The sequence below is a fragment of the Marinobacter subterrani genome, from assembly GCF_001045555.1.
GTDB classification, from domain to species: domain Bacteria; phylum Pseudomonadota; class Gammaproteobacteria; order Pseudomonadales; family Oleiphilaceae; genus Marinobacter; species Marinobacter subterrani.
The window spans coordinates 578,097-592,375 of record NZ_LFBU01000002.1 but is presented as its reverse complement, the minus strand read 5'-3'; the positions used below and the strand labels follow the sequence as shown (position 1 = coordinate 592,375).

At 61.5% G+C, this 14,279-nt stretch carries 14 protein-coding genes; 10 read left to right on the top strand and 4 right to left on the bottom strand.

Going from position 1 to position 14,279, the window contains the following annotated elements; genetic code table 11:
* Positions 1-8: 8 nt before the first annotated feature.
* On the bottom strand, positions 9-1,418 hold the full coding sequence (gene argH / locus msub_RS18625) for an argininosuccinate lyase (protein WP_048497628.1): 1,410 nt from the start codon (positions 1,416-1,418) through the stop codon (positions 9-11).
* A gap of 119 nt (positions 1,419-1,537) precedes the next feature.
* Here argH and msub_RS18620 point away from each other — a divergent pair, with 119 nt between their 5' ends.
* From msub_RS18620 to msub_RS18595, 6 genes are all read left to right on the top strand, one after another.
* Positions 1,538-2,611, top strand: coding sequence for a sensor histidine kinase (locus msub_RS18620; RefSeq protein WP_048497627.1), 1,074 nt, complete (start codon positions 1,538-1,540; stop codon positions 2,609-2,611).
* A complete protein-coding gene (locus msub_RS18615) occupies positions 2,608-3,357 on the top strand; it encodes a LytR/AlgR family response regulator transcription factor (RefSeq protein WP_048497626.1) in 750 nt (249 codons plus the stop codon). The genes msub_RS18620 and msub_RS18615 overlap by 4 nt, the downstream gene beginning before the upstream one ends.
* A 91-nt stretch (positions 3,358-3,448) precedes the next feature.
* Positions 3,449-4,390: a hydroxymethylbilane synthase gene (gene hemC / locus msub_RS18610; protein ID WP_048497625.1), complete on the top strand. Its 942-nt coding sequence runs from the start codon at positions 3,449-3,451 to the stop codon at positions 4,388-4,390.
* Positions 4,371-5,180, top strand: a complete 810-nt coding sequence (locus msub_RS18605) for a uroporphyrinogen-III synthase (RefSeq protein WP_048497624.1) — start codon at positions 4,371-4,373, stop codon at positions 5,178-5,180. The genes hemC and msub_RS18605 overlap by 20 nt, the downstream gene beginning before the upstream one ends.
* Before the next feature lie 8 nt (positions 5,181-5,188).
* Complete coding sequence (locus msub_RS18600; protein ID WP_048497623.1) at positions 5,189-6,313, top strand: uroporphyrinogen-III C-methyltransferase; 1,125 nt, start codon at positions 5,189-5,191, stop codon at positions 6,311-6,313.
* Complete coding sequence (locus tag msub_RS18595) at positions 6,310-7,551, top strand: heme biosynthesis HemY N-terminal domain-containing protein (RefSeq protein WP_048497622.1); 1,242 nt, start codon at positions 6,310-6,312, stop codon at positions 7,549-7,551. The genes msub_RS18600 and msub_RS18595 overlap by 4 nt, the downstream gene beginning before the upstream one ends.
* An 88-nt stretch (positions 7,552-7,639) precedes the next feature.
* Here msub_RS18595 and msub_RS18590 read toward each other — a convergent pair whose 3' ends face one another.
* The 3 genes from msub_RS18590 to rho all read right to left on the bottom strand — a co-directional run bounded on the left by msub_RS18590 (position 7,640) and on the right by rho (position 11,831).
* Positions 7,640-8,644 (bottom strand): 2Fe-2S iron-sulfur cluster-binding protein, encoded by a 1,005-nt coding sequence (locus msub_RS18590; RefSeq protein ID WP_048497621.1) that lies wholly within the window; start codon positions 8,642-8,644, stop codon positions 7,640-7,642.
* Position 8,645: 1 nt separating this feature from the next.
* Complete coding sequence (ubiD, locus tag msub_RS18585; protein ID WP_048497620.1) at positions 8,646-10,133, bottom strand: 4-hydroxy-3-polyprenylbenzoate decarboxylase; 1,488 nt, start codon at positions 10,131-10,133, stop codon at positions 8,646-8,648.
* A 435-nt stretch (positions 10,134-10,568) separates the two neighbouring features.
* Positions 10,569-11,831: a transcription termination factor Rho gene (rho, locus tag msub_RS18580; RefSeq protein ID WP_048497619.1), complete on the bottom strand. Its 1,263-nt coding sequence runs from the start codon at positions 11,829-11,831 to the stop codon at positions 10,569-10,571.
* A gap of 20 nt (positions 11,832-11,851) precedes the next feature.
* On the opposite strand from rho, the gene msub_RS21685 reads away from it, so the two are divergent.
* Genes msub_RS21685 through msub_RS18565 form a run of 4 tightly spaced genes read left to right on the top strand, consistent with a single transcriptional unit; the run spans position 11,852 to position 14,279 of the window.
* Positions 11,852-12,145 (top strand): hypothetical protein, encoded by a 294-nt coding sequence (locus msub_RS21685; protein WP_156182836.1) that lies wholly within the window; start codon positions 11,852-11,854, stop codon positions 12,143-12,145.
* A 49-nt stretch (positions 12,146-12,194) separates the two neighbouring features.
* On the top strand, positions 12,195-12,767 hold the full coding sequence (moaB, locus tag msub_RS18575; RefSeq protein ID WP_048497618.1) for a molybdenum cofactor biosynthesis protein B: 573 nt from the start codon (positions 12,195-12,197) through the stop codon (positions 12,765-12,767).
* A gap of 34 nt (positions 12,768-12,801) precedes the next feature.
* Entirely contained in the window at positions 12,802-14,016 is a 1,215-nt protein-coding gene (locus msub_RS18570; RefSeq protein WP_048497617.1) for a molybdopterin molybdotransferase MoeA, read from the top strand.
* Between the two features lie 2 nt (positions 14,017-14,018).
* The gene (locus tag msub_RS18565; protein WP_048497616.1) at positions 14,019-14,279 is read left to right on the top strand and encodes a MoaD/ThiS family protein; all 261 of its coding nucleotides are present in this window, start codon (positions 14,019-14,021) and stop codon (positions 14,277-14,279) included.

Genomic DNA, 14,279 nt, shown 5'->3' with positions numbered 1-14,279 from the left:
AACCTCGTTCAGCCCAACTGGCTGCGCGCCCGGCCAACGGCAGCCCGCACCTGCTCCGGCGCGGTGCCACCGAGGTGGTTGCGGGCCTGAACCGATCCTTCCAGGGTCAACACATCAAACACGTCCTCGCCGATGTGATCCGAGAACTGCTTCAGCTCATCCAGGGTCATATCCGACAGGTCGCGACCTTCAGCCACCCCGAACGCCACCGACTTGCCGACGATTTCATGGGCATCCCGGAAGGGCACGCCTTTCTTCACCAGGTAATCGGCCAGGTCGGTAGCCGTGGAGAAACCGCGCTTGGCTGCCACCCGCATGTTATCCGCCTTGGCACGGATCGCCGGAATCATGTCGGCGTAGGCTTTCAGGCAACCCTTGATGGTATCCACGGTGTCGAACAGGGGCTCCTTGTCTTCCTGGTTGTCCTTGTTGTAGGCCAGTGGCTGGCTCTTCATCAGGGTCAGCAGACTGACCAGATGGCCATTCACCCGGCCGGTCTTGCCCCGAACCAGTTCCGGCACGTCCGGATTCTTCTTCTGGGGCATGATGGACGAGCCGGTGCAGAAGCGATCCGGCAGATCAATGAAATCAAACTGGGCCGAGGTCCAGAGCACCAACTCCTCGCTGAAACGGGACAAATGGGTCATCAGCAGGGCAGCAAAACTGCAGAACTCGATGGCGAAATCCCGGTCGCTGACCGAGTCCAGGGAGTTCTCGCTGGCCCGGTCAAAGCCCAGCAGGCGGGCGGTCATCGCCCGATCAATGGGGTAGGTGGTGCCGGCCAGGGCCGCGGCGCCCAGGGGCATCACGTTGACCCGCTTGCGGCAGTCCTGCAGGCGCTCGGCATCGCGCACCAGCATTTCGTACCAGGCCAGCAGATGGTGGCCGAAGGTAACCGGCTGGGCGGTCTGCAGGTGGGTGAAGCCGGGCATGATGGTATCCGCCTCGCGCTCAGCCAGGTCCAGCAGGCCGGCTTGCAGGCGATTCAGTTCGTCGGCAATCACGTCAATCTCGTCCCGCAGGTACAGGCGGATATCGGTGGCCACCTGGTCGTTGCGGCTGCGGCCGGTGTGGAGTTTCTTGCCGGTGATGCCGATACGGTCGGTCAGGCGTGCCTCGATGTTCATGTGCACGTCTTCCAGACTGACCGACCACTGGAAATTACCGGCTTCAATATCCGCCTTGACCCCTTTCAGGCCTTCGATAATCTGATCCCGCTCCTCAGTGGTGAGCACGCCTACCTCGGCCAGCATGGTGGCATGGGCAATGGAGCCGGTGATGTCGTGGTGGTACAGGCGCTGGTCAAATCCCACCGATGCGGTAAATTTCTCGACAAAGGCATCGGTGGGTTCACTGAAGCGCCCGCCCCAGGGTTTTTCGGAGCTTGTGGTCTGGTCAGACTTTTTCTGATCCGTCATGGTCTATCTTTCCTGCTGACAGCCCGGCATCATCTGGCGGGAACTGGGTACATTGAACGTGGCGGGAGTATACCATTCTGACCCGGGTAAAGGAGACACCCCGTAACGGGGACAAAGCAGTGGCAACGAACGAGTTCTACGTTCCGGACCTGTGCCGGGTGCGGGCGGTGTTCCTGTTGCTGGTAACCAGTGAACTGCTGGTTCTGGTGCTCGCCATCGTGCAGGCGGAGCAGGGCTGGATCGACTGGAACTACTTCGGCCTGCTGTCGCTGTTTGTCCAGTGGACCACCCTCACCAGTGCCGCGCTGATCTGCCTGCTGCGCGCCAGGCTTGCCCGGATGTCGGTCTCTGCCGCCACGGCCATCATTGTCGCCATCGTTCTGCTGGATGTGCTGGCCTTCAGCCTGTTTGCCGACAGCGTTCTGCACCCGGAGGCTGGTGTGGCTGTCTGGCAGGGCGTGGCCAAGAAACTGTTGCTGGCCCTGCTGATCGTGCTGATGGTGCTGCGCTACTTTTACCTGCAACACCAGTGGCAACAGCAGCGGGAAGCGGAAATGCAGGCGCATCTGGCCTCACTCCAGGCCCGCATACAGCCCCACTTCCTGTTCAACAGCATGAACACCATAGCGAGCCTGATCGCCATCAATCCGGACCGGGCCGAAGAAGCGGTGCTGGATCTGTCGGAGCTGTTTCGCGCCAGCCTTCGCACCGGCGACCAGTTGATCCCCCTGTCCAGGGAGCTGGCGTTGTGCCAGCGCTACCTGGCGATTGAAGGGCTGCGCCTCGGCGAGCGGCTGAAGCTGGACTGGCAGATTGAAGGTGGCCTGGACCAGCAGGCGATTCCACCACTGACCTTGCAGCCGCTGGTGGAAAATGCCATCTACCATGGCATTCAGCCCCGGCCTGAGGGCGGCACGGTGCGCATCGAGGCCCAGGCCCGGGGTGATTTTGTCTACCTGCTGGTGCAGAACCCGAAACCGGAACAGAACAGTCATCAGCACGACGGCAACCGAATGGCACTGGCCAACATCAAATCCCGGCTACAGGCCCTGTTCGGTGAACCGGCGGTGCTCAAACACAGCCACCAGAACAATGTCTATACCGTTACCCTGAGACTGCCCCGTCAGAAGGCGGACGAGCGGAAAACCCCGAGACCAACCAGCCAAAGGAAAGCGAACCGAGATCAGCCATGAGTGATACCCGCAGCGTCCTGATCGCCGATGATGAACCCCTGGCCCGGGAACGGATCCGCCGCCTGGTGGACGCGCTTCCGGGTTACCGGGCCTGCGGTGAAGCAGCAGACGGCGACAGCACCCTGAAGCAGGTCGCCGAGCTGGAGCCGGATATCCTGTTGCTGGATATCCGCATGCCCGGCATGGACGGCATGGAAGCCGCCAGCCGCCTGAGCCAGCTGACCAATCCGCCCGCCCTGATTTTCTGCACCGCCTACGATCATTACGCCATCCAGGCGTTCGATGTGCAGGCCACGGCCTACCTGCTCAAGCCGGTCCGCAAGGAGGCTCTGGCCGAGGCCCTGGCACGGGCCGGCAGAGTCAACCGGGTACAGTTGCAGGCACTGAACGGCCAGTCCGGTCAGGGCCCGGAACAGCTCGCGGTGCGCACCCATCGAGGCACCGAGCTGATCGATCTGCGGGAAATCCTCTACTGCGAGGCGGATCAGAAATACGTCACCATTCACCACGACCGGGGCGAAACGGTGTGTGACTATACCCTGAAGGAGCTGGAGAGCAGTTATCCGGGCACTCTGCTCAGGATCCACCGGAACACGCTGGTGGGCGTCCGCTTTATCCAGGGGCTGAAACGGACGCCCGACGGCCACAACCTGGTGTTGCTCAGGGACGGCCGGGGGCAACTCCCGGTCAGTCGCCGGCACACCAGCAATGTGCGCCAGTGGCTCCAGGAGCACCAGCCGGGCTGAACCGGCACCACCCCCAAGGGGGTAGCCACGGGACTTTTCTGCCGCCACAGGGTAACCTTGGCGGACATTTTCCGAACCGACAGCGAGCATCATGTCCAAACGTACCCTTCGCATTGCAACCCGCAGCAGCGCACTGGCGCTGTGGCAGGCGGAATTCATCAAGGCCGAACTGGAAAGGCTGCACGACAACATCTCTGTGGAGCTGGTGAAGATCAAGACCCAGGGCGACAAGATCCTGGACGTGCCCCTGGCCAAAATCGGCGGCAAGGGGCTGTTCGTCAAGGAACTCGAAGAAGCCATGCTGGACGGCCGTGCGGATCTGGCGGTGCACTCCATGAAGGACGTGCCCATGGAATTCCCGGAAGGCCTGGGGCTGGTCGCCATCTGCGAGCGGGAAGACCCCACCGATGCCTTCGTCAGCAACCGGTACGACAATGTCGACGCCCTGCCCCAGGGCGCGGTGGTTGGCACCGCCAGCCTGCGCCGGGAAGCCCAGTTGCGGGCCTACCGCCCGGACCTGCAGATCCGCGTGCTGCGCGGCAACGTCAACACCCGGCTGGCCAAGCTCGATGCCGGCGAATACGAAGCCATTGTGCTCGCCAGCTCCGGCCTCAAGCGTCTCGGTTTCCATGAACGCATCCGCTACTGCCTGCCGGATACGGTGTCGCTTCCGGCGGTCGGCCAGGGCGCCCTCGGCATCGAATGCCGGGTGGACGACCATGACCTGCTGGCCATGCTCGAGCCCCTGAACCACAAGGACAGCTCGGATCGGGTCAAGGCCGAACGGGCCCTGAACCGTCGCCTGGAGGGTGGCTGCCAGGTGCCGATCGCCGCCTATGCGCTGCTTGAGGATGACGACACACTCTGGCTGCGCGGCCTGGTGGGCGCCGTTGACGGTACCCAGATCTTCCGGGTCGAGGGCCGCGCTCCCCGGGCCGAAGGAGAGCGCCTGGGCCGGGAACTGGCAGAGGACCTGCTGGCCCTGGGTGCCGACAAGGTGTTGGCAGAAATCTATGGCCACACACCCACCTGAGCCCGACCTGAAGGGCCGGCGGATCCTGGTCTGCCGGCCAGAACCGGAGGCATCACGGCTCGCCAGCCGTTTCCGGGCCGCTGGCGCCGACGTGCGTATCCTGCCGCTGATTGACCGGGAGCCCCTGCCGGAAACGCCCGAGCGGCGCACACTCATCCTGAGCCTTGATGAGTACTCCCACGTTATCGCCGTCAGCCCTTTTGCCGCCCGCCTGCTGCTGGCTGAGATTGACACCTGGTGGCCTCAGATTCCCATGGGCCTGCGCTGGTATGGCGTGGGCGCAGGCACCGCGGCGGTACTGGCAGAGCATGGGCTTGACCCGCAAAAGCCACCCAGTGGCTGGACCAGTGAAGCCTTGCTGGCCCTACCGTCACTCGCCAGCCTGCAGGGTGAGCAGGTGCTGCTCGCCCGGGGGGAAACCGGCCGCGAGCTGATCCGGGACACCCTCGAAGCCCGGGGCGCCCGGGTCACGCCCCTGCCCCTGTATCGCCGGTGCCGCCCCGAGTACACAGCGGAACAGCTCCGGTCGCAGTTTCAGACCTTCGCGCCCGACGCCCTCATCGTGCTCTCCGGCGAAACCTTGAACAATCTCATCGCACTCAGTGCGAATAGCAGCCATAATCTATACGATAGGTTATTGATTGTTCCCGCAGATCGGGTTGCCGAACAGGCCCGGGCAGCGGGATTCACAAATCCGTGTATACCAGGAAGCCTTGCCGATAACGACATCGTGGCCAGGGTTGCAGAGCAACTTGCCGGCCGGGACGGTGGCTCCGGAAAAGCCAAGTAAGGACGCCCGTGACTGACACAACGAATCAACTGCCCGTACCCGTCTCCAGGGATTCATCCGCCCGCCAGAGACTCTGGCCAGTCTGGCTGATTGCCGTTATTGCCCTGATCCTTGCAGTTGCCCTCGCGCTGTGGAGCTGGCAGCAGTGGAACAACTATCAGGCCGTCAGGCAGACCCTGCAGGCCGTGCAACAGGACACCGCCCAGCTCGAAAATCTTTACGGCGACCGTGGCAGCCAGATGAGCGAGCGCCTGATAACCCTCGAAGAAAAACTGGCCAGCCAGCGCGAACTGCTTGCCACCCAGCAACGCCAGGTCGACCATAACGCCCGGGAACTGCTGGAGGCCGGCAATCGAACCCGCACTGACTGGCTGCTGGCCGAGGCCGAGTATCTGCTGCGGATCGCGAACCAGCGGCTGATGATCGAAAAGGACATTGCCGGTGCATTGTCCGCGCTGCAGGCAGCGGACGAAGTACTGGCTGAATCCGATGACATCGGCGTCTACCCGGTTCGCCAACAGCTGGCCCGTGAAATCCTTGCGCTGAAGGGCCTGACCGATGTCGACCGGACCGGACTCTACCTGAAGCTGGAAGCGGCCATCGACAGCATCAACCAGCTGACCGACCAGGCTCTGGTTCATGAAAATGCCCCGGGCTTTGTGCCCGGATCCGACTCCGGCAAGCCAACTGAAACAACCGGCGAACCCGGCCTGCTGGCGCGAGCCTGGCAAAAGGTGAAATCAACCCTGATGCAGGTGGTTGTGGTTCGCCGGATGGATGAGCCGGTCAAACCCCTGCTGTCGCCAGACCAGAGCGCCTACGCCCGCCTCAATCTTCAATTGATGCTGGAAGAAGCGGAAATGGCCGTTCTTAGGGGTAATCAGGCACTGTATGAGCGAGCACTGACCAAAGCCCGCACTACGATCAAAGACTGGTACGATGCCAGCAACCCAAGGGTCAAGGCGCTGACCGAAACCCTTGCCGAGCTGGCTCAACGGAATGTCGACCCGGACCTGCCGGATATCAGTCAGTCACTGGACCTTCTCAAGCAACGGCTGGCCGGCCGCCTGAATGCCAGTGAGTCTACTGGTGGTGACAGCGCTAGCCAGGGGAATGAGGGCGGTGATTCATGATCCGTCTATTATTCATTGTTCTGCTGGCACTGCTGATTGGCACCGGGCTCTCGCTGGGGCTGCAGTACGACCTGGGCTATATCCGGATCAGCCTGGGACACTACCTGATCGAGACCAATTTCTGGGTAGGCCTGGTGCTTCTGATCACGGTCATCGCCCTCACGGTACTGGTCATCAATCTTGTGCGCCGGCTGCGGCGCGGCACCGGGCTGGTCGCCGGCTGGATTGCCCGTAGCAACGAGCGCCGGGCACGCCGCCGGACAACTCAGGGCCTGCTGGCGCTGGCCGAGGGCAACTGGCCCAGGGCCCGGAAATTGCTCACGGCGTCGGCAAACCACGCCGATACCCCGCTGATCAATTACCTGGCGGCCGCCCAGGCAGCGTTCGAAACCGGTGATCACGAAGCCGTGGATGAGCTGCTACGGAAGGCCTTTGACAGCACGCCCGGGTCTGATATGGCCGTGGGCATTACCCAGGCCCAACTGCAACTGGCGGGCAACCGGCTGGAGCAGGCACTGGCCACCCTGATTCGGCTGCGCAAGCAATCGCCCCACCACCCCTTCGTGCTGAAACTGCTGAAAAACACCTACCTGAGGCTGGAAGACTGGCGGGAACTGTCGAAGCTGCTGCCGGAATTGCGCAAGCGCAACGTGTTACCCGAAACAGAGCTGAATGACCTGGAACGCCAGGTCTGGCACAACCTGCTTGAGCGCGCCGCGGAAGACTGCCGGCGCCAGCAGCAACAGAATCCGGACGCATCCCTGGAGCCACTCACCCGGCTCTGGGATGAGCTGCCCGGTTTCCTGCGCCGTGACGAATTCACCATTCGGGACTATGCCCGGCTACTGGCCGGCCTGGGCGACGAGGTTCAGACCGAGACCCTGTTACGTAAAGTGCTGCGCAATCACTGGAGTGATGAACTGATCAACCTGTACGGCCGGGTGCAGGGCCAGAAGCCCGATGAACAGCTGTTGCTGGCCGAACAGTGGCTGAAAGACCGGCCCAACAACCCGGAACTGCTGCTGGCCCTGGGTCGGCTGAGCCTGCGCAATGAACTCTGGGGCAAGGCCCGGGAATACTTTGAAACCAGCCTGAGACTCAAGCGCAGCCGGGAAGCACTGGCTGAGCTGAGCCGACTGAATGCCCACATGGGCGAGGAAGAGACCAGTGTCAAACTGCTGATGCAGGGCCTGGCAAAGGACAACGCCTTACCCGACCTGCCAATGCCGCGGGCGTAGCCCGACCGTAAAAATGGGGTCAGATGAAAACGGGGTCAGATGAAAATTTCATCTGACCCCGTTTTCATCTGACCCCGAGTTCACGCTTTCATTTCCGGGGTGCGTACTCCAGTACATCCGAGAAAAACGCACCTTCAGGCAGGCCGGCGTCAACGAGCGCATCCATCAATGTATACACCATGGCAGGTGAGCCGCTGGCATGGACTTCTACATTCGCCCAGTCCATGCCTGAAGCCAGCACGGCACGCACCAACTGGTCATGGTGACCGCTCCAGTCGTTATCCTCGTCGTCCCCGACCACCGGCACAAAAGTGAATGGTGGCCACTCCTCATGCCATTGCTGGGCCAGGGCACGCAGATACATATCTTCGTGGCGGCGCACGCCCCAGTAGAGTTTGACCGGCTGGTTATACGAAGTCTCCCGCAGGTAATCCACCAGGCTCTTCATCTGCGCAAAGCCGGTGCCCGCAGCCACCAGCAGCAGCGGCTTTGATGGCGCCGAGGCCAGGCAGGCCTTGCCGTGGGGCAGTTCAACGGTTACCTCACCGCCGGAGGTCAGGGCATCAATGACTTTCTGTGCCGACACCCATTCCGGCGTCGCCTGGATATGCAACTCGATGTGCTGGGCCGAGGGGCTGCTGGCAATGGAAAAATAACATGGCTCGGCGCCCGGCAGATTGACCGAGAGATACTGCCCGGCGTGGAACGACAGTTCCCGACGCCGCGGAAGCTGCAACTCCACGCGATAGACATCGTGACTGATGGAACGTACCTCCACGACCTTTGCCTGAAACTTGCCAGGCTGATTGTTTCCAGCTGCCATAACGGCGGATATCTCCAAATCCAGATCGGTGAGCGCCGTGCTTCTGCACAGCATCAGCCGCCCACCGACCTTAATAATCTGTTGGTTTCGGGTGTTGAGCGCGAGCCCGGCCAGTAACCGGGCCTCACAGAGTTCACACACCCCGTTTCGACAGGCCGCAGGTACGTCGACGCCTGCGCTGGCAGCGGCACTGAGCAAATTCCGTTCGGCAGCCACTTCGAAGACGAGACCGGACGGTAAAAGTGCGACACGCCGATGATCTCTGGGCATATCAGTCGGGGCGGGATCCCGGACTTTCAATGCCCAGCGAGTCCCACATCTCATCCACCCGATGTTTGACATCGTCCGCCATCGCGATGGGCTCGCCCCACTCACGGGTGGTCTCTCCCGGCCACTTGTTGGTGGCGTCCATCCCCATCTTGGAACCGAGTCCCGACACCGGGGAGGCAAAGTCCAGGTAATCGATCGGCGTATTCTCCACCAGGGTGGTGTCCCGCACCGGATCCATCCGGGTGGTAATCGCCCAGATCACATCCTCCCAGTTGCGGGCATTCACATCATCGTCGGTGACAATCACAAACTTGGTGTACATGAACTGCCGTAGAAATGACCATACCCCCATCATCACCCGTTTGGCATGGCCGGGATACTGTTTCTTCATGGTCACGATAGCAAGCCGATAGGAACAGCCTTCCGGCGGCAGGTAGAAATCCACGATTTCCGGAAACTGCTTCTGCAGAATCGGGATGAATACTTCGTTCAGCGCCACTCCGAGAATCGCCGGTTCATCGGGGGGGCGGCCGGTGTAGGTGCTGTGATAGATCGGGTCCCGGCGATGGCTGATGCGCTCCACGGTAAACACCGGGAACTGATCCACTTCGTTGTAGTAACCGGTGTGATCGCCAAACGGCCCTTCCGGCGCCACGTCATCCGGGTAGATGAAGCCCTCAAGCACAATCTCGGCGCTGGCAGGCACTTCAAGATCACTCAGGCTCGCCTTCACCAGTTCAGTGCGGCTGCCCCTGAGCAGGCCGGCAAAAGCATATTCCGACAGGGTATCGGGGACCGGCGTAACCGCTCCGAGAATCGTAGCCGGGTCGGCGCCAAGCGCCACAGCCACCGGGTATGGCTTACCGGGATTGGCCTTCTGGAACTCCTGAAAATCCAGGGCACCACCACGATGACTTAGCCAGCGCATGATCAGCCGATTGCGGCCAATCACCTGCTGCCGGTAGATGCCAAGGTTCTGGCGCTCTTTGTGGGGCCCACGGGTAATCACCAGCGGCCAGGTTACCAGCGGCCCGGCATCCCCCGGCCAGCAGTGCTGAACCGGAATCTGGTAAAGATCCACCTGATCTCTCTCGATCACCACGTCCTGGCAGGGCGCGGAGCGCAGCACCTTCGGGCTCATCCGCATCACCTGCCGAAACAGCGGCAGCTTTTCAATGGCATCCCGAAAACCCTTGGGGGGATCCGGTTCCTTGAGAAACGCCAGCAGCTTACCGATGTCCCGAAGCGCGGTGACGCTATCCTGCCCCATACCCAGCGCCACCCGCTTCGGTGTCCCGAACAGGTTCGCCAGTACCGGCATGTCATAGCCCTTGGGATTTTCAAACAATAACGCAGGACCACCTGCCCGCAAAGTGCGGTCGCAGATTTCGGTCATTTCCAGATGGGGGTCGACCTCAACGCTGATCCGTTTCAGCTCGCCCAGCTTCTCCAACTGGTCAATGAAGTCACGCAGGTCGTTGTATTTCATCGATTGCTCCGGTTAGATCCCGTACCGTTTCGAAGTGCAATTACTGTGCTTCAGGCTTGGGTGCAGGAACGGGGTGGTGGATGTCTTTCCCAGACACGCCGTAAACCCATCCCTGGGGGCTCGGCATTGCCATCCCTGGCAATGCACGGTCTGGGAAAGACATCCACCACCCCGTTCGCTAAGCGTTGTTCTTTGCCGCCAAAACATTATGCCCATGGCGCTAGCGCTTGTGCAGCTTGAACCCTAAGTCGGTATTAACGATGCGCGCAGAGAATCAGATCAGCAGTGCCGGGTGATCCCTCCCCGGACTGTGTCTTGCCAGGGATGGCAAGACCAAGCCTACAGGGACGTATTCACGGCGTGTCCGGGGAGGGATCACCCGGCGCTGCAGCCCCCAAACGGAGGCGCAAGAGTTAAACGGTTACAGACCGGGCATCAACGGCGCTTCATGGACTGGAAGAACTCGTCGTTGGTCTTGGTGTCCTTGAGCTTGTCCAGCAGGAACTCGATGGCAGCTGTGTCGTCGTCCATGGAGTGCAGGAGCTTGCGCAGGATCCAGATACGCTGGATATCCGCCTCACTCATCAGCAGATCTTCACGGCGAGTGCCGGAGCTGCGGATGTTGATGGCCGGATAGGTTCGCTTCTCGGCAATCTTGCGATCCAGGTGGATCTCCATGTTGCCGGTGCCCTTGAACTCTTCGTAGATCACCTCGTCCATCTTGGAGCCGGTGTTTACCAGTGCAGTGGCCAGAATGGTCAGGCTGCCGCCCTCTTCCACGTTACGGGCCGCACCAAAGAAGCGCTTGGGTTTTTCCAGGGCGTGGGCATCCACACCGCCGGTCAGGACCTTGCCGGAGGACGGGATCACCGTGTTATAGGCGCGCGCCAGACGAGTAATGGAATCCAGCAGGATAACCACATCCTTCTTGTGCTCGACAAGGCGCTTGGCCTTCTCGATCACCATCTCGGCCACCTGAACGTGACGGGCGGGCGGCTCATCGAAGGTGGAGGCGATGACTTCGCCCCGCACGGTGCGCTGCATCTCGGTCACTTCCTCAGGCCGCTCGTCAATCAGCAGTACCATCACATGGCATTCGGGATTGTTACGGGTGATCGACTGGGCGATGCTCTGCATCAACAGGGTTTTACCCGCCTTGGGCGGAGACACGATCAGGCCGCGCTGGCCCTTGCCGATGGGTGCCACCAGATCCAGAACCCGGGAGGAGAGATCCTCGGTACTGCCGTTACCGGCTTCCAACTGCAGACGTTCGTCCGGGAACAGTGGTGTGAGGTTCTCGAACAGGATCTTGTTCCGGGCGTTATCCGGCTTGTCGAAATTGATCTCACTGACTTTCAGCAGTGCAAAATAACGCTCACCGTCTTTCGGGGGCCGGATCTTGCCGGCAACCGTATCACCAGTGCGCAGATTGAACCGACGGATCTGGCTGGGAGAAACGTAGATGTCGTCAGGGCCTGCCAGGTAGGAGGCATCAGCGGAACGGAGGAAGCCGAAGCCGTCCTGCAGAATTTCCAGCACGCCGTCGCCGTAGATGTCTTCCCCGCTTTTGGCATGCTTTTTCAGGATCGTGAAGATGACATCCTGCTTGCGCGAACGCGCCAGGTTGTCGAGGCCCATCTCTTGCGCAATTTCGAGCAATTCGGGCATTGAATTCTGCTTGAGTTCAGTAAGATTCATAGTTTATTGGATTATCAGGAATGGAAGTAAACGAATATTGGAATGACAGGGGTGCCGCTGAACGTATTGATCAAATGAACGATGAAACTGATGCTGGCCAGGTGGAGCAACCGGTGCAGATGAAATCCGGGATTAAGGTACTGAAGCCAGAGAGTGGGAACAACCGTTCGCCGGGCAAGACGGATAATCGGCCACCTGACTGGCGAATGTCAAGTGCACTGCACAAATTAACAGCAATTTTAGGGAGGAACCGCCGCACCAGCCGTTCCCGGCCTCCCCCTGATGGGTTACTCCCTTCCATTGTAGACCTGTGATGGCGATACTTGCGTATAAGAACTTTTCACCGATTTGCGGAGTCCGTCCATGAGCAGTGTACCCAGTACTGAACTGACCCCCCTGAACGTCGCCATCCTGACCGTTTCAGACACCCGCGGCCCTGATCAGGACACGTCCGGCCAGTTTCTCGAGGACAGTGTGGTAGAGGCCGGGCACCGCCTGGTCGCCCGTCGCATCCTGCCCGATGATGTGTACCTGGTGCGGGCGCTGATGTCTGGCTGGATCGCCGACCCGGGCGTGCACGTGGTGATCATCACCGGCGGCACTGGCCTTCTTGAGAGGGATAGCACCCCGGAGGCGGTCGCACCTTTGCTGGACAAGACCATTGAAGGCTTCGGGGAGGAATTCCGACGCCTGTCCGCCGCTGAAATCGGTTCTTCAACCGTTCAGTCACGAGCGTTCGGCGGGATGGCCAACCATACGGTCATTTTCTGCCTGCCCGGTTCCACCGGCGCCTGCCGTACCGGCTGGAACGGCATTCTGAGCAGCCAACTGGACAGCCGGCATGGCCCGTGTAACTTTTCTGCCCTGGTGCTTCGCAAACCCGATAAGCCCATGCAACGCATCAACGACGTTATTGGCCAGCGTGCCACGCGCTGAGGCGAACACTCACCTGGATCGGAGTTCAGAACGGATGGCCAACCCAAACCTGGCACCACTGGAAGACGCCCTGTCTCACCTGTTGTCAGAGGCACCTGTCGTCACCCGGGTAGAAACGGTGGATCTCGCCGACTCACTGGGCCGGGTGCTCGCCGAGAACCATTATGTGCCTGCGGACGTTCCACCGGCGGACAACAGTGCAGTCGACGGGTACGCCCTGCGCAAACAGGACCTGCACGGGCAACAGGCGATACCGGTCTCGGCTCGCATTCCCGCCGGTGCAGCACCGCAGGCTCTGGCACCGGGCTCTGCCGCCCGCATTTTCACCGGCTCGGAGATTCCCGAGGGCGCCGACTCGGTGGTGATGCAGGAACGCGTGGAGGTGACCGACGCCGGCATTGTTGTCCAGGCCGAGGTGACCGAGGGTCAGAACATCCGGCGCCGGGGCCAGGACCTGGCCAGGGGCGACCTTGCCCTGTCGAAGGGTACCAGGGTGCGGCCCCACGAAATGGGCCTGCTGGCCTCCATGGGCATTGCCCGGGTCGCTGTCCTGGCAAGGCTGAAGGTTGCCGTTCTGTCCACCGGCGACGAGCTGGTAGACCCGGGAACGCCCCTGGCTCCCGGGCAGATCTACAACAGCAATCGCTTCACCGTGCTGGGCCTGCTTGCCGAGGCTGGCTGCGAGGTGGTGCTGTGCGAGACATTGAAGGACCAGCGTGAGGCCACCCGGGACACGCTGCTCCGCGCGGCGGAGACGGCGGATCTGATCATCACCAGCGGCGGCGTTTCGGTGGGTGAAGAGGACCACGTGCGGGCAGTGCTGGAAGAAACCGGCCACCTGTCGCTCTGGCGCCTGGCCATAAAACCCGGAAAGCCGCTGGCCTTTGGCGCCATCGGCGGCACCCAGGTGCTGGGATTGCCGGGTAACCCGGCATCTGTGCTGGTGACGTTCCTGGTGGTGGGCATGCCCTACATCCGCAAGCGCCAGGGGCGCAACCCGGCTGGCCCGACCGGAGAAAGACTGCCCGCCGATTTTTCCGTGGCGGCGCCTTCGGCTCGCAGAGAGTTTGTCCGGGCACGGAAAGAGGCCCGGGAATCCGGGACAGTGGTGGCCGCCTACCCCAACCAGAGCTCCGGCGTTCTGAGTGCGGCCTGCTGGGCCGATGGCCTTGCCGCCGTGCCGGAAAACACCACGGTGAACCCTGGCGACCTGCTAACCTATTACTCGTTTACGGAATTATTGAGCTGACTATGAGTGCTAACACGATTACGGTTCGTTTTTTTGCCCGCCTGCGAGAAGAGCTGGACACCGAGCAACTGGCCGTCGAGGCCAGGCCGGGGCTAACTGCCGGCGATGTCATGGCAGACCTGGCCAGCCGGGGCGGTGCCTGGAGCCAGTTGCAGGGCGAGCAGCCGGTTATGATTGCAATCAATCAGGCGATGGCGAAACCCGGCTCCGGGGTTCAGGCTGGCGATGAGCTGGCGCTTTTTCCGCCGGTGACCGGAGGCTAG

Excerpts from the sequence above, each read along its gene's own strand:
- argH (WP_048497628.1), bottom strand. The coding sequence starts at position 1,418 with ATGACGGATCAGAAAAAGTCTGACCAGACCACAAGCTCCGAAAAACCC.
- msub_RS18615 (WP_048497626.1), top strand. The coding sequence starts at position 2,608 with ATGAGTGATACCCGCAGCGTCCTGATCGCCGATGATGAACCCCTGGCC.
- hemC (WP_048497625.1), top strand. The coding sequence starts at position 3,449 with ATGTCCAAACGTACCCTTCGCATTGCAACCCGCAGCAGCGCACTGGCG.
- msub_RS18605 (WP_048497624.1), top strand. The coding sequence starts at position 4,371 with ATGGCCACACACCCACCTGAGCCCGACCTGAAGGGCCGGCGGATCCTG.
- msub_RS18595 (WP_048497622.1), top strand. The coding sequence starts at position 6,310 with ATGATCCGTCTATTATTCATTGTTCTGCTGGCACTGCTGATTGGCACC.
- msub_RS18590 (WP_048497621.1), bottom strand. The coding sequence starts at position 8,644 with ATGCCCAGAGATCATCGGCGTGTCGCACTTTTACCGTCCGGTCTCGTC.
- ubiD (WP_048497620.1), bottom strand. The coding sequence starts at position 10,133 with ATGAAATACAACGACCTGCGTGACTTCATTGACCAGTTGGAGAAGCTG.
- rho (WP_048497619.1), bottom strand. The coding sequence starts at position 11,831 with ATGAATCTTACTGAACTCAAGCAGAATTCAATGCCCGAATTGCTCGAA.
- msub_RS21685 (WP_156182836.1), top strand. The coding sequence starts at position 11,852 with ATGGAAGTAAACGAATATTGGAATGACAGGGGTGCCGCTGAACGTATT.
- moaB (WP_048497618.1), top strand. The coding sequence starts at position 12,195 with ATGAGCAGTGTACCCAGTACTGAACTGACCCCCCTGAACGTCGCCATC.
- msub_RS18570 (WP_048497617.1), top strand. The coding sequence starts at position 12,802 with ATGGCCAACCCAAACCTGGCACCACTGGAAGACGCCCTGTCTCACCTG.
- msub_RS18565 (WP_048497616.1), top strand. The coding sequence starts at position 14,019 with ATGAGTGCTAACACGATTACGGTTCGTTTTTTTGCCCGCCTGCGAGAA.